Here is a 14,572-nt window from a genome sequence, read left to right as displayed (position 1 = left end):
ATAGACTCGCGACTCGGTGACTGAATTCGAGGGCCTGTGCGCCAACGACGGCGAACTGGCCACCCTGCGTGCGTCGATCCGGGGCTTCCTGGCCGCTGATCGCGCCACGCACGGATGGACACCAGCGGTGGACTGCTGGCTGGCCAAGTGGGATCCGGACTTCTCCGTCCGGCTGGCCGACGCTGGGTTCGTCGGTCTGACCATCCCGACCGAGTACGGCGGCCATGGCCTCGGCTACCTGCACCGCTACGTGGTCACCGAGGAATTGCTGGCCAACGGCGCACCCGTCGCCGCGCACTGGATCGCCGACCGACAGGTGGCTCCCGCCCTGCTCGCCTACGGCAGCGAGGAACAGAAGCGGCGCCTACTGCCACGCATCGTCGCAGGCACCCTGTATTCGGCGATCGGGATGAGCGAGCACGGTGCAGGCTCCGATCTCGCCGCGGTCTCGATGCGCGCGGTCGCGACGGACGGCGGCTGGCGGCTGTCCGGCACCAAGGTGTGGACCAGTGGTGCACACGTCGCGCATCAGATCGTCGTGCTGGCCCGAACCAGCCCGCTCGATCCCGAACATCGCCATGCCGGCTTCAGCCAGTTCATCGTTGGAACCGACGCCGCCGGAATGACCATCAGCCCGATCGAGCTGATGAACGGCGAACACCACTTCAACGAGGTGGCCTTCGACGACGTCTTCGTCGCCGAAGGCCCCGAGGGTGGGCTGCTCGGGGAGATCGGCAACGGCTGGCACCAGGTCACCGCCGAGCTGAGCTTCGAACGCAGTGGGCCGGAACGGATCCTGTCCACCGCGACACTGGTATCCTCCGCGGTGCTGTCAATGGCCGAAGGAGACGTCGACGACCGGACGGCCGCCGAGCTCGGCGATCTGATGGCCCGGATGATCTCACTGCGGCAGCTATCGGTATCGGTGGCCCGCGCCCTGTCCGACGGTGAGGACGCCGGGGGCCGCGCCGCTCTGGTGAAGGACCTGGGCACCCGCTTCGAGCAGGACTCGGTGGAGCGCGTCGCCGACCTGATCGACGGCCTCGACCCGCGGGCGCCGCACACCGAGCGGCTGCGGGGGCTGCTCGCCACCGCGCGGCTGCATTCGCCGTTGTTCACGTTGCGCGGCGGCACCAACGAGGTGCTGCGCGGCGTGGTCGCCAAGGGCATGGGGGCGCTGGAACCGCTCAAGCTCCGCGCGTCCGCGGCGAACGAACTCGCGCAGCTCGTCGACGAGATCGGCCGCCGGTCGTTCGATGCCCGGTTGGGCCGTCGCGGCGGTCCTGAGCAGTTCGACGACGCGCTGTGGCGCAATCTCGAGGAGACCGGCCTGAGCCGGCTGCTCAGCAGCGGGGAGGCTGGTCCGAAGGAGGCCGCGATCGTGTTGTCCGGTCTGGCCCGGCACGCAGGCGCGGTGCCGATCGCCGAAACGGACATGCTCGCCGCCTGGCTCGCCGCCGAGGTGGGAACCGACGTGCCCGCCGACGGGCCGCTCACGATCGCGATGGCCCACGCCGACACCATCGACGGCCGCATCACCGGCACCGCGGCAGACGTGCCGTGGCCGCACACGGGCCTGGTGCTGTTGGCCGCGCGGACCCCCGACGGGCTTTACGTCGCGACGATCGACGAGCCGACCATCGTCGACGGGCACAATCTCGCGGGTGAACCGCGCGGAACGTTCACGTTCGACTTCCACCCGGACAGCGCCGCCGTGGCGGACCCGAGGACCGGCGACGAGCTCGCCCGCCGCGCAGCATGGGCTCGCTGCGTGCAGATCCTCGGCACATTCGACGCCGCGGCGGATCTCACCGTCTCCCACACCCGCGAGCGCAGGCAGTTCGGCAGGCCGCTGAGCGCCTTCCAGGCCGTCCAGCATTCGCTGGCGGCGATGGCGGGCGAGAGCGAACGGGCCCGCGCAGCAACGACATTGGCGATCGCTGCGGCTGCCGATTACGGTTTCGGCAGTCCGCAGACCGACTATGCGGTGACCGTCGCGAAGGTGGCGGTGGGGCGCGCCGTCGAGCCGGTCACCACTGTCGCGCACCAGTTGCACGGCGCGATCGGTGTCACCCGTGAGCACCGGTTGTGGCTGGCCACCATGCGGGCACGAAGCTGGGTCGACGATTTCGGCACGACCGCGCATTACGCGCGGCGGCTGGGCCGCGTGACGCTTGCAGCCGGCGACCCGTGGGACGTCGTCGTCAGCTGTCCATCACCTCGTTGATACGTGCCTCGACGTCGCCGAGGCCGGTGAGGTCGATACCGAACCGTTCGGTCAGCGCATTGACGACGTCGGATGCGGCGTCGAAGCGGATCCGCTCGCTACCGCCCTTGCCGTGGATGGCGAGATTTCGTCCGCGCAGGTTCCACCGCGCGTCGTCGGTGATGAGCGCGACGGAGAGCCCCGTGACGAAGCCCGACTTCGGATACGTTGACACATACCAGCTTCCGACCTGACGGTCGATCATCGGAAACGGCCTCGTGCTGAACAGGTAGAGCGGCTCCCACTTGTCACGGATCTCGCTCTCCAGCACCAGCCCGTCGCCATGCTCGCGGATCCGGTAAGGCTCGTGGCGGGTCTGCTGCACGATGTCGAGCTCGAGACGGATCGGCGAGGTCAGGGTCTGGCCGCCGAAGCCGACGTCGACGAGATATCGGCCGTCATCCCCTGGCGGCGAAACCGCGAGCGCCTGGTGCGTCTGCGCGGGAAGCTCGCCGCCGTCGCTCATCCACACCACCCGCCCGCCGAGCACGTCGACTCCGAAACCCAACCGCGACAGCACATGTGCCATCACACCGTTCTGCTCGAAGCAGTAGCCGCCCCGGTGGCGCCGCACCAGCTTGTCGACGAGTGCGTCGGCGCTCAGGTCGATCACCGGTATGCCCATCAGCGGGTCGAGGTTCTCGAACGGGATCGAGCGGTTGTGCCCGGCGACCAGGGCCGCCAGCACGTCTGCAGTCGGCTCGGCAGAACCGTCGTAGGAGACGCGACGGAAGTACTCGGCGAGGGTGTCGTCGGCCATGTCGGCGGCGTGGGGGGTCATGTCACCGAGTGTTGCGTTTGTTGCGGAGAAGTGCGAGCGAGCACCGCAAAAGACGCAACAGCTGACCGGCTCTAGGGCTTGCCGCGCGAGGGGGTCTGGCCCGCGACACCGTGGCGCAACGGCGTGTTCGGCTCTGCGGCCGTCGACTCCTGCACCGGCGAACCGGCGGACGTGTGCGCCGCCCCTGGTGCGTTGGACTGGTCGCCGCCGGACGGCTCCGCACCGTCGTGCAGTTCCTTCAGCCGCGCGTGCAGCACTTCCAGCACCGGGATCCGGTTGCCGTGCTCGGTTTCGTGGTCGAAGAGCCGCCGCAGCGGTTCCTCCGCCAAGGACCGGATCCGGTGTCGGATGTCGGGGAGGGCCAGCTGGTCGTAGTCCGGGATCGGCAGTTCGTCGCTGTGAGCCATGCCTATCGGTTGCCCACCAGTGGGGAACCGAAAACGATCAGGTGCCTGTCCATTGCGGCGCCCGCTTCTCGGCGAAGGCCACCGCACCCTCCCTGGCGTCGTTCGACATGAAGACCGGCGCCAGGATCTGGGTCTGCTTGTTCCACATCTCCTCAGGGCTCCAGCCGCGCGCTTCGACGATGATGCGCTTGGTGGCGGCCACTGCGAGCGGGCCGTTGCCGCTGATGCGCTCGGCCAGCCCGATCGCGGCATCGAGCGCCTGTCCCGGCTCGGCCAGCTCGTTCACCAACCCGAGCTCATGCGCTCGCTGCGCCGAGAGGTTCTCCCCGGTCAGCGCGAGCTCCATGGCGACGGCATAGGGGATGCGCTGGGGCAGCCGCAGCAGACCGCCACCGCCTGCCACCAGCCCGCGCTTGACCTCGGGGATGCCGAACGCCGACTCCTTCGACGCCACGATCAGGTCGGTGGCGAGCGCCAGCTCGCATCCGCCCGCCAGGCAGTAGCCCTCGACGGCCGCGATGAGCGGCTTGGCGGGCGGACGTTCGGTGAAGCCCATGCCCCGGCCCTCGACCACGACGTTCTCGCCGCGCGCGAAGGCCTTGAGGTCCATGCCAGCCGAGAACGAGCCGCCCGCACCGGTCAAAATGCCGACAGAAAGGCCTTCGTCGCCGTCGAGTCGGTCCATGGCGTCGGCCAGGCCCCTGCTGACCGCCGCATTCACCGCGTTCCTGGCATTGGGCCGGTTGATGGTGATGATCAGGATACGGTCGCGCTGTTCGACCAGCACAACTTCTTCGTTGTTGGCTTCTTCGCTCACTCCGGTGATGCTAGCGAGGAGAATTTGGCACGCTACACCGACTGGGTACTATGTAAAACTAGAACACGTTCTAATTTAGCGAGGGGACCCCATGGCCACCACTGATATCGAGGCGTCGGAGCTCACAAAGTGGGATCCGGGTCTGACCGAGCGTGTGATGGGGGTGATGCGGCCGTTCCTCAAGCGGTACTTCCGATCGGAGGTTCGGGGGCTGGAGAACATGCCACCCGGCGGCGCGCTGCTGGTGAGTAACCACTCCGGCGGGATGCTTCCGATGGACGTGCCGATCCTGTCGGTCGACTTCTACGAGAAGCACGGCTACGACCGACCCCTGTACACGCTGAGCCACGACATGCTGTCGGTCGGGCCCACAGGCGACTTCTTCAAGAAGATCGGCTACATAAGTGCCAACCACGAGAATGCCGACGCGGCGCTGCGCTCGGGTGGGCTCGTCGTGGTGTTTCCCGGCGGTGACTACGACTCGTACCGGCCCACGTTGTCGGAGAACAAGATCGATTTCGGCGGCCGCACCGGCTATGTGAAGGCCGCACTCAACGCGGGTGTGCCGATCGTGCCGACGGTCGGCATCGGCGGACAGGAAACCCAGCTGTATCTCACCAGGGGGACGTGGCTGGCCAAACGCCTCGGACCGATCGCGAGGCTGGCCCGCGCCAAGATCGTGCCGATCTCGTTCGGCTTCCCGTTCGGCCTGAGCCTGGTGGTGCCGCTGAACATTCCGCTGCCCGCAAAGATCGTCATGGAGGTGTTGCCGCCCATCGACATCGTCGCCGAGTTCGGCGAGGACCCCGACATCGACGAGGTCGACGCCCACGTCCGGCACGTCATGCAGCGCGCGCTGGACGAGCTGGCCGCCGAACGTCGCCTGCCGATCCTGGGCTGAAGACATGGCACTCTTCGATAAATTGACCGACACCGTCGGCATGGTCGCCACCATGCGGCGGGCAGGAATCATCGCACCGCTTCGGCCCGACAAGTACCTGCGGATCGCCGCGGCGATGAGCCGCGAAAACATCTCAGCCGTTTCGGGTTTCGCGTCCGCCGCGCAGCGGTGCCCGGACCGGCCGGGCCTCGTCGACGAAATCGGCACGCTGACCTGGCGTGAGATCGACCAGGGCTGCGACGCGTTCGGCGCGGCCCTCCAGGCACTGCCCGGTGGGGCGCCGCGGGTGATCGGAATCATGTGCCGCAACCACAGGGGCTTCATCGAGGCCGTCGTCGCGGCCAACCGCATCGGTTCCGATCTCCTGCTGTTGAACACGTCGTTCGCCGGTCCCGCCCTGGCCGAGGTGGTCGCCAGGGAGGGCGCGGATGCCGTCGTCTACGACGAGGAGTTCACCGAGATCGTCGACCGCGCGCTGACCGGCGTTCCCGACGTCACCCGCATAGTCGCGTGGACCGACGACCCCGCAGCGCTCGGCGACTCACCGACTGTCGAGAACATGATCACCGCGCACGCGGGTCAGACGCCGCAGCGGGCCAAGCAGAAGCCCCGAACGATTCTGCTGACGTCGGGCACCACCGGCACCCCCAAGGGCGCCACGATGACGGGCGGTAATGCCAGCGCGCTGAAGGCGATCCTTGACCGCACCCCGTGGCACACCGAGGAGGCCGTCGTCGTCGCCGCGCCGATGTTCCACGCGTGGGGCTTCTCGCAGATGATCTTCGCCGCCACCATGGCGTGCACGATCGTCACCCGGCGCAAATTCGACCCCGAGGCGACGCTCGAACTGGTCGACCGCCACCGCGCGACCGGGCTCGCCGTCGTACCCGTCATGTTCGACCGGATTATGGAGCTGCCCGACGGGGTACGAAACCGCTACAGCGGACGGACCCTGCGGTTCGCCGCCGCGTCGGGGTCGCGGATGCGGCCGGATGTGGTGACGGCCTTCATGGACCAGTTCGGGGACGTCATCTACAACAACTACAACGCCACGGAGGCCGGTTTGATCGCGTCGGCCACGCCAGAAGACCTGCGGGCGGCGCCCGATACGGCGGGCAAGCCTGCTCCGGGCACCGAGATCCGCGTGCTCGACAAGGACTTTCACGAGGTCCCCACCCGCGAGGTCGGCCAGATCTTCTGCCGCAGCGGGACATTGTTCGGCGGTTATACCTCCGGCAAGACCAAAGATTTCCACGAGGGCTTCATGGCGTCGGGAGATATGGGCTACGTCGACGAGAACGGCAGGCTGTTCGTCGTCGGCCGCGACGACGAGATGATCGTCTCCGGTGGCGAGAACGTCTACCCGATCGAGGTCGAAAAGACCCTGGCGTCACACGCCGATGTCGCAGAGGCGGCGGTCATCGGCGTCGACGACGAGCAGTACGGTCAGCGGCTGGCGGCGTTCGTCGTGCTGAACGACGGCGCGAGCGCCACGCCCGAGACGCTCAAAGAGCACGTTCGCGAGAGCCTGGCGAACTACAAGGTTCCTCGGCAGATCACGGTGCTCGAGGAACTCCCGCGCAGCATCACCGGCAAGATCGACCGCAAGGAACTCAACGTATTGGTGGACAATGGGTAAACACAGGCCGCTGCTCCGCGCAAGCATCGAACTCGCCAACGCCGCGAACGGCGTACGCCCCTTCGGGCGCGACGGCTACCCGACCGTCCCCGCGTTCTTCGCAGGCTGGCCGACCACCGAGATGGCGCCGCTGTACCTGGCAGGCTCGATGCTCGGTGCGGCGTGGCGCTGGCTGCGAGGCGACTACGCAACCCGTGGGGGACGAATCTCCCTGCTGCTCAAGGCGATCACGTGGGCTCTGTTGTACCTCATCCATCGCCGCAACGTGGCGTCGGAGCCGTATTTCGAAACACCGTTGCGGGACACCCTCGGCGACGACTACGAGGCCGTCGCCGCGCAGTCGCAGCCGGTGAAGCGCAGACGCCTCAGTCATGTGCTTCCGAACGAGTTTTTGCGCCGTCGTTATGTCGAGAAGACGAACGTCGTCCAGTACGGGCCCCACCCCCGGGTGAACCATGCCGACATCTGGCGCCGACGCGACCTACCACGCGACGGCAAGGCGCCTGTGCTGCTTCAGGTTCCGGGCGGCGGGTGGTCGATCGGCATGCGCCGGCCGCAGGGGTATCCGTTGATGAGCCACATGGCCGAGCGGGGATGGGTGTGCGTCTCGATCGACTACCGAGTGAGTCCGAAAAACACCTGGCCCGACCACATCGTCGACGTCAAGCGCGCGCTGGCGTGGATCAAGGAGCACATCGCCGAATACGGCGGCGACCCGGACTTCGTGGCGATCACCGGCGGCTCGGCCGGTGGGCATCTGTGCGCGCTCGCCGCGCTGACGCCCGACGATCCGCAGTATCAGCCGGGATTCGAAGACGCCGACACGTCCGTGGTTGCAGCGGTGCCGATCTACGGCCGCTACGACTGGTTCACCACTAAGGGGCCGGGCCGCTGGGAGTTCGTGCTGATCCTGCTGCAGCGGATGGTCGTCAAGAAGCGTTTGACCAAGCACCTACAGGTCTACCGCGACGCGTCGCCGATCACCCGGGTACGGCCCGACGCACCGCCGTTCTACATCCTGCACGGCGTCGACGACTCGTTGATTCCCGTGCCGGAGGCACGCAAGTTCGTCGCCGCTCTCAAAGACGTCTCCAAGGACGCCGTCGTCTACTCCGAGATTCCGCACGCACAGCACGCGTTCGACTTCTTCGGTTCGCCGCGCGGCTACTACACGGCGCATAGCGTCGAGAAGTTTCTGTCGTGGGTGCACGCCACCCGCGACGAGAAATAGCTACTGCGCCTACCATCAGCGAATGAAGCGGCCACCGGCTGACCTGGAGCGCTAAGTGCCTCCTCCGACGCGCTATGCGCGGTGTGGCGATCTGAGCATCGCATACCAGGTATTCGGCGACGGGCCGCATGACCTACTCATCGTGCCGGGCTATGTGTGGCATATCGAGCAGCTGTGGAACGAACCCGGCTACCACCGGATGATGCGCGAATTGACCGATTTCGCCCGCGTAATCAACTACGACAAACGTGGCACTGGCATGTCCGATCCGGTGCCTGCCGCGCCATCATTGGACGAGCGCATGGATGACGTTCTCGCAGTCCTCGACGCCACGGGGACGGAACGGACAACCATCTTCGGGATCTCCGAGGGCGGGCCTATCGGCGCGCTGTTCGCGGCGACGCATCCCGAACGCACCGAGAGACTGATCATCTACGGCTCGTTCGTTTGCAGCCTGGACCGAGCTGACGGTCCCGGAGTCGAGCGATACGCCGATCGCTGGCGAGAGATCAGGGCAGACGCCGAAGGTCGCTGGGGAGAGGGCGTGAACCTCGCGTGGGCAGCACCGAGCATCGACACCCCGACAATGCGACGGGCAGTGGGCCTGTGGGAGCGCCTCTACATGAGCCCGGCGATGGCGCGCGCGAACATGAAGGCCAACTTCGAGATCGACATCCGTCCCATACTGTCCTCGATTTCTGTGCCGACACTTGTGCTGCACCGGAGTGGCGAAGCCGTGCCGATCGAGCACGGACGGTATTACGCCGATCACATTCCGGGAGCGCGGATCGTTGAACTCCATGGATCCGACCATTGGCCGTTCGTCGGCGATGTGGATGCGATCGTGGCCGAGGTCGAGGAGTTCGTCACGGGCGTGCGCGGCCTGCCCGAATCCGAAACACTGCTTGCCACTGTCCTGTTCACCGACATAGTCGGTTCGACGGAGCGCGCCGCGTCACTTGGTGACGCTACATGGCGCGCCGTGCTCGAAGAGCACGATGAGATCGTACGGAGACAGCTCGCGGCGCACGGAGGACGCGAGATCAAGAATCTCGGCGATGGGTTCCTTGCCATGTTCGACCGGCCCGCACGCGCGGTGCGTTCTGCGACCAACATCGCGTCGGAAGCGGCCTCACTCGGTATCAGCATCCGCGCCGGCCTGCACACCGGCGAATGCGAGCAGCGGGGCGACGACGTCGCCGGTCTCGCCGTGCATATCGGGGCGCGGATCGGGGCTCTGGCCGCTCCCGACGAAGTCCTCGTATCGGGAACGGTGCGCGACTTGGTGCTCGGTTCGGGCATCGACTTCGCAGATCGTGGTCACCACGTCCTGAAAGGCGTTCCCGGCGAATGGCACCTCTTCGCCGTAGAAGGTACGTCAGTACCGCTTCCGCTGGCCGATGACCGTGCAAGCTCATCGCTCGCGGAGCGAGCGCTGTACAGCACTGGCCGACGTGCACCGGCCGTCGGGCGCGCGTTCAACCGGATCATCCGGACGAGCAGCCGTCGGAAGCGTTGAGCTACTGCGCCATCGCGCTGGCGATGATCGTCAACTCCTCGGAAAGCCCGGCGGCACGACGGATCTCGATGAACGCCTCGATCATCGCGTCGGTCAGCTCATGGGGGTCATCCAGCGTGGCGCCGTCGGACAGCACCGAGATGTTCAGCTGGTCGACGTAGCTCCACACCGTGATGTTCAGACCGCTTCCGGTCGTCAGCGGGCCCACCGAGTAGATTTCGGTCACCAGCGCGCCGCCGACGCGGCCCGGCTCGCGAGGGCCGGGCACGTTGGAGATCGGCAGGTTGAGCACCTTGTTCTGGCCGTCCTTCTCCGCAAGCCATCCGAACAGCCGCTCGGCGGGCGCGGGCGGGAAGTACGCCGACCATCGGCTGACCAGCTCGGGACCCATCAGGTTGTGGGTCTCCTTGGCGTCGACTGCCGCGTCGTGGGTGGCCTGCACCCGCTCGAGCGGATCGGCGAGCTGGATCGGCACCACCATCATCACCCCGCTGAAGCGGTTGCCTGAGATGCGATCGCGGGAGAAGTCGAAACTCACCGGCACAGAAGCCAACAGCGGATGATCGGCATGCCCGTCGTATTTCAGTGACAGTTCACGCAACGCGCCCGCGGAGATCGCGAGCACCATGTCGTTGATCGTCACGTCGAGGTGCTTGGCGGTCTCCTTGACGTCGGCGAGCGCCACTGTCGCGGTGGCGAACTTGCGCTGCGCATCGACGCGGTGATTCATGAACGACGGCGGCGGCGTGAACGGGCGCGTCAGCTCGGGCGACAGCTTCTTGTCGCTCCTGCGAATCCTGCCGATCCCCTGCGCGGTGTAGCGCATGACGCCGGGAAGCCGGCCGATCTGTCGCATGTGGTCGGCGAACGCGGTCCGGACCAGTTCACCGCGGCTCAGCGCGGGATCGGTTGTATACGAATCGTGATCGGCCTGCGGTCCCGACTGCAGGTCCATACCTTGTGCCAGCAGGTTCGCCGACGCCACCCCGTCGGCCAGCGCGTGGTGGATCTTGCCGAGCACCGCGATCCGGCCTCCCGCCAGGCCCTCGATGAAGTACATCTCCCACAGCGGCTTGGTTCGGTCAAGGGGTGTGCTCGCGATCCGACCGACGGCCTCGTCCAATTCGCGCCGGCCGCCCGGAGGCTCGATGCGGTAGGGACGGACGTGGTAGGTGAGATCGACCTCGGTGTTCTCCCGCCACATCGGGTGGTGCATCTTCAGCGGGATGTCGACGAGTTGATACCGGAACGGGTCGAGTTTGTGGAGCCGCCCGCGAATGACCTCGCGGAACTCATCGATGCCGAACGTGCGCCCCTTGAGGTCTTCGAGCTCGATCACCGCCAGCTTGAGCGTGTGCATGTGCACGGTGGGCGTCTCGGAGTAGAGCAGTACCGCGTCCCAGCCGCTGAGCCTCTTCAAACACTTACCTCCCTAGTAGGAGGCTATATAACCTCTTTGGCCTTCATCAGTGACCGGTTTCGGTGAATATGGTTGAGGAACAGGCCGATTGCCGTCGACACCGAACCCGTGCGCGCCCCATCGGTCATATCGAACCCGTGACCCGCACCCGGCAACTCGACGTAGCTGACCACCGAACGGGAGACCGAGCGGAGCCGCTCGACGAAGCTGCGGGCCTGCGCGACGGGAATGACGGAGTCGCCGGATCCGTGAATGACGAGGAACGGCGGGGCGTCGGGGTGGATCTGCGCCATCGGTGACGCCTTGCGGAAGATCTCGGGATGACGGTCGATCTTGCGCTTGACCACCACGCGCTCGAGGAAGTCGACGAACCGCTCCCGTTCGGGGGTCGAGCGGTCCTCCCAGTCGTAGCGCCCGTAGATGCCGACGACGGCGTCGACCGACGTGTCCGAGTCCTCCGGCAGGTCGGACTGCATCTCGGGATCGTTCTGCGTGAGGCCCGCCAGGGCGGACAGGTGGCCGCCTGCCGAGCAGCCCGCCACCGCAACGAAATTCCGGTCGCCGCCGAATCGGTCGACGTTGGCCCTGGCCCAGGCGATCGCCGTCTTCACGTCGGTGATGTGCTGCGGCCAGCGATGGTGCGGCGCGACACGGTAGTTCACCGACAGGCAGACCCAGCCCTGCTGGGCCAGATGCGACATCAACGCGTAGCCCTGCAGCTGCCTGCCACCGTGCACCCACGCGCCACCGGGCACGAAGATCATCACCGGGGCCGGTTCGACGGGCAAATCCTTCGGCCGCCACACATCGAGCAACTGTGACGGGTGATCGCCGTAGCGCACCGAGGCACGGTGCATGCTGCGACGGTGCTGGCGCATCTTCAACACCGGGGCCTGCCGCTCCGGGGCTGGCCATTCGATTGCGAGATTCGCCGGAGCCACGATGCCGCGCAGCGCGGCGTCGATCACCGCGTTGGTGGATTCGCGCTCCTGCTTGCGGATCTCAGCCTGATCGGGCGTGCGCCGTGGGCGCGCAGTGCTTGCGAAGAAGTCCGGCATGTGGCGGTAGCCCCAGATGCCCATGACGGTCGCAGTGCCAAGTGGCTCAAGGTGTTTCCCGATGAACGGCAGTGAAGCCGAACCGACGCTCAACGCCATCAGGTAATCAGAAGGGCCTGCGCGGAGAAACCAGCGTGCGCGCTTGGCCAAGGAGGGCGCGGGGTGCCGAATGTCCGGCCTGACCGTCATGGCGCGAGCGTACCCCGGTAGCCGACTTTGAAACGAGAAGATCCGGAGGTTGTCTAGTAACTCCAAGTCAGGCGCACAAATGTGACCTGAATCACAATATCGCGCCTGCCAGAATGCGGATTAACTTACTTCTGACACCTGTCAACGGCAAAGGACTTCCAACGTGAGCAAGTCAGCACTGGCCATCATCGACGAACACTCCGACCTCGCGGATGCGGCGATCGGCCAATTGACACGATTGTCGACCAGAGCAGCGGCGCGCGCCACGCTAGAGGGCGGCCCGTCGCACCCTGAGAACGTGTGGCAGGCGGCGGCCGAGCAGGGCTGGCTCGGCCTTGCTGTCGCCGAGGAACACGGCGGGTCGGGGTTCGGGCCCGCTGAGCTGGCCGTGGTGCTCGAGGCCCAGGGCCGTGAATTGAGCCCAGGCCCGTTTCTGCCGACCGTGGCGGCTTCGCTGGTGATCGACAGGTGTGGCTCCGACTCGCTTCGCGCTCAACTGCTCCCCGGGCTGGTGGACGGGTCGACGGTCGGCGCGCTCGGAACGGCGGGCAGCATCGTCGTCGGCACGGATCTCGATGTCACGGGCGAGGCCCCCGCGGTGCTTGGTGCGTCGGACGCCGACATCCTCGTTCTGATCGCGGGCGACGACGTGGTCGTCGTCGACGCCGCCACCGAAGGCGTCACGGTCACCGCACTAGAACCGCTCGACACCTCACGCAGCATCGCGGCGGTGGCGCTGCGCGGCGTGACGGTCGACGCGGACAAGGTGTTGCGCGGCGCCGCGCGCCGGGCCCGCACGGCGTTCCGGATTCTGGCGTCCGCTGAGGCCGTCGGTGTCGCATGGGCCACCCTCGAGATGGCGGTGGACTACGCGAAGGTGCGAGAGCAGTTCGGCAGGACCATCGGCACCTTCCAGGCCGTCAAGCACCACGCCGCCAACATGCTCGTCAACGCGGAGCAGACCACGGCCGCGGTCTGGGACGCGGCCCGCGCCGACGACCTGGACAGCGCCTGGTTCCCCGCCGCGGTGGCGGCATCGCACGCGATCCGGGCGCAGGTCTTCAACGCGCAGAACAACATTCAGCTGCACGGCGGTATCGGTTTCACTTGGGAACACGATGCGCATCTCTATCTCCGCCGGGCGCGCACGCTGGCAGCGCTGATCGGCGACGGCGTCGACCCGCTGTTGGAGGTCGTCGACGGCAAGCGCAGCGGGCAGGCGCACGGTGCGTCGTTCATGCTTCCTGCGGCGGCAGAAGAGCACCGCCGTCAGGCCGCCGAGGCCGCCGCGCAGGTGCGATCGCTGCCCGAGGACAAGCAGCGTGACTTCCTCGTCGACTCCGGATACCTGGCGCCGCACTGGCCCAAGCCGTGGGGTCGGGCGGCAGATGTGCTCGAGCAGTTGGTGATCGAAGAGGAGTTCGCCGACGTCGAGCGCGCCGACATGGGCATCACGGGCTGGGTCGCACTCACCATCGCGCAGGCCGGCACCGATGACCAGCGTGAGCGCTGGGTCGAGCCCGTGCTGCGCGGCGAGGTGATGTGGTGCCAGTTGTTCTCCGAACCGGGCGCCGGCTCTGATGCCGCGGCGGTGCGTACGGCCGCCAAGAAGGTGGACGGCGGCTGGCGGGTCACCGGGCAGAAGGTGTGGACGAGCCTCGCTCAGCATTGCCAGTGGGGGCTCGCGACGGTGCGCACCGATCCCGACGCGCCCAAGCACGCCGGTGTGACGATGATGGCGATCGATATGAAAGCCGACGGGGTGACGGTGAATCCGCTGCGCGGGCTGACCGGCGACGCCCACTTCAACGAGGTCTTCTTCGACGATGTCTTCGTGCCGGACGAGGACGTGGTCGGCGACGTGAACAAGGGTTGGCTGGTGGCCAGGGCCACTCTCGGCAATGAGCGTGTCTCGATCGGCGGCGGCTCCGGTGGCCAGATCGGTTTCGACGCAGACGATCTCGTCAAGTTGCTGGACAGCGCGCCGTCCGACGTCGCCGCTCAGCACGTGCGTCGCGCGGGCGAGGTGATCGCCGAACTGCACACGCTGCGGCTGCTCAACCTGCGGCGCGCAAGCCGGGCGATTGCGGGCGCCGAACCGGGTCCCGAGGGCAACGTGACCAAGCTGCTGGTGGCGGAGTCGGGCCAGCACCTGACCGAATTGGGCATCGAGCTGGCGGGCTCGGCTGCGGTCGTCGGCGGCAACCAGAAGCTGATCCGCACCTACATGGGCGGCCGGGCGATGACGATCGCGGGCGGCACATCGGAGATCACCCGCAACACCATCGCCGAGCGCATCCTCGGCCTGCCCCGCGATCCGCTGCTGAAGTAGCTCTGTCGCGAG

At 67.0% G+C, this 14,572-nt stretch carries 11 protein-coding genes and 1 pseudogene; 7 read left to right on the top strand and 5 right to left on the bottom strand.

The genetic code is table 11. The features are described from left to right. Window positions 1-16: 16 nt before the first annotated feature. Window positions 17-1,174, top strand: a pseudogene (locus C6A82_RS01020) (acyl-CoA dehydrogenase family protein); the annotation flags it as partial. Then, on the top strand, window positions 1,169-2,227 hold the full coding sequence (locus C6A82_RS01015) for an acyl-CoA dehydrogenase family protein (RefSeq protein WP_105342267.1): 1,059 nt from the start codon (window positions 1,169-1,171) through the stop codon (window positions 2,225-2,227). The pseudogene C6A82_RS01020 and the gene C6A82_RS01015, both read left to right, overlap by 6 nt. Here the strand turns inward: C6A82_RS01015 and C6A82_RS01010 are convergent. The 3 genes from C6A82_RS01010 to C6A82_RS01000 form a co-directional block, all read right to left on the bottom strand. Continuing rightward, on the bottom strand, window positions 2,205-3,047 hold the full coding sequence (locus C6A82_RS01010) for an arylamine N-acetyltransferase (protein WP_396836764.1): 843 nt from the start codon (window positions 3,045-3,047) through the stop codon (window positions 2,205-2,207). The two genes, C6A82_RS01015 and C6A82_RS01010, sit on opposite strands and share 23 nt — an antisense overlap. A 71-nt stretch (window positions 3,048-3,118) precedes the next feature. Then, window positions 3,119-3,454 (bottom strand): hypothetical protein, encoded by a 336-nt coding sequence (locus C6A82_RS01005; protein WP_105342263.1) that lies wholly within the window; start codon window positions 3,452-3,454, stop codon window positions 3,119-3,121. Window positions 3,455-3,491: 37 nt separating this feature from the next. After that, window positions 3,492-4,271: a crotonase/enoyl-CoA hydratase family protein gene (locus C6A82_RS01000; RefSeq protein WP_199193609.1), complete on the bottom strand. Its 780-nt coding sequence runs from the start codon at window positions 4,269-4,271 to the stop codon at window positions 3,492-3,494. A 91-nt stretch (window positions 4,272-4,362) separates the two neighbouring features. Between C6A82_RS01000 and C6A82_RS00995 the strand changes: the two genes are divergently transcribed. From C6A82_RS00995 to C6A82_RS00980, 4 genes are read left to right on the top strand one after another with little or no spacing between them, the layout of a single operon-like run. Beyond that, a complete protein-coding gene (locus C6A82_RS00995) occupies window positions 4,363-5,172 on the top strand; it encodes a lysophospholipid acyltransferase family protein (protein ID WP_105342261.1) in 810 nt (269 codons plus the stop codon). Between the two features lie 4 nt (window positions 5,173-5,176). Beyond that, a complete protein-coding gene (gene fadD12, locus C6A82_RS00990) occupies window positions 5,177-6,811 on the top strand; it encodes an acyl-CoA ligase FadD12 (protein WP_105342259.1) in 1,635 nt (544 codons plus the stop codon). Continuing rightward, on the top strand, window positions 6,804-8,042 hold the full coding sequence (locus C6A82_RS00985; RefSeq protein ID WP_311101603.1) for an alpha/beta hydrolase: 1,239 nt from the start codon (window positions 6,804-6,806) through the stop codon (window positions 8,040-8,042). Before fadD12 ends, C6A82_RS00985 begins: the two co-directional genes overlap by 8 nt. A 55-nt stretch (window positions 8,043-8,097) precedes the next feature. Beyond that, the gene (locus tag C6A82_RS00980) at window positions 8,098-9,561 is read left to right on the top strand and encodes an adenylate/guanylate cyclase domain-containing protein (protein WP_105341253.1); all 1,464 of its coding nucleotides are present in this window, start codon (window positions 8,098-8,100) and stop codon (window positions 9,559-9,561) included. Between the two features lies 1 nt (window position 9,562). On the opposite strand, the gene C6A82_RS00975 is transcribed toward C6A82_RS00980, so the two are convergent. Both C6A82_RS00975 and C6A82_RS00970 read right to left on the bottom strand, forming a co-directional pair. Beyond that, entirely contained in the window at window positions 9,563-10,981 is a 1,419-nt protein-coding gene (locus tag C6A82_RS00975) for a wax ester/triacylglycerol synthase family O-acyltransferase (RefSeq protein ID WP_311101602.1), read from the bottom strand. A gap of 23 nt (window positions 10,982-11,004) precedes the next feature. Beyond that, on the bottom strand, window positions 11,005-12,228 hold the full coding sequence (locus C6A82_RS00970) for an alpha/beta hydrolase (RefSeq protein WP_105344602.1): 1,224 nt from the start codon (window positions 12,226-12,228) through the stop codon (window positions 11,005-11,007). Window positions 12,229-12,391: 163 nt separating this feature from the next. On the opposite strand from C6A82_RS00970, the gene C6A82_RS00965 reads away from it, so the two are divergent. Then, window positions 12,392-14,560, top strand: coding sequence for an acyl-CoA dehydrogenase (locus C6A82_RS00965; RefSeq protein WP_105344600.1), 2,169 nt, complete (start codon window positions 12,392-12,394; stop codon window positions 14,558-14,560). Window positions 14,561-14,572 lie beyond the last annotated feature (12 nt).

The organism is Mycobacterium sp. ITM-2016-00318, from assembly GCF_002968285.2.
Lineage (GTDB): Bacteria > Actinomycetota > Actinomycetes > Mycobacteriales > Mycobacteriaceae > Mycobacterium.
This window is presented reverse-complemented; position numbering and strand designations above follow the sequence as displayed.

Excerpts from the sequence above, each read along its gene's own strand:
- C6A82_RS01015 (WP_105342267.1), top strand. The coding sequence starts at position 1,169 with ATGGGGGCGCTGGAACCGCTCAAGCTCCGCGCGTCCGCGGCGAACGAA.
- C6A82_RS01010 (WP_396836764.1), bottom strand. The coding sequence starts at position 3,047 with ATGACCCCCCACGCCGCCGACATGGCCGACGACACCCTCGCCGAGTAC.
- C6A82_RS01005 (WP_105342263.1), bottom strand. The coding sequence starts at position 3,454 with ATGGCTCACAGCGACGAACTGCCGATCCCGGACTACGACCAGCTGGCC.
- C6A82_RS00995 (WP_105342261.1), top strand. The coding sequence starts at position 4,363 with ATGGCCACCACTGATATCGAGGCGTCGGAGCTCACAAAGTGGGATCCG.
- fadD12 (WP_105342259.1), top strand. The coding sequence starts at position 5,177 with ATGGCACTCTTCGATAAATTGACCGACACCGTCGGCATGGTCGCCACC.
- C6A82_RS00985 (WP_311101603.1), top strand. The coding sequence starts at position 6,804 with ATGGGTAAACACAGGCCGCTGCTCCGCGCAAGCATCGAACTCGCCAAC.
- C6A82_RS00970 (WP_105344602.1), bottom strand. The coding sequence starts at position 12,228 with ATGACGGTCAGGCCGGACATTCGGCACCCCGCGCCCTCCTTGGCCAAG.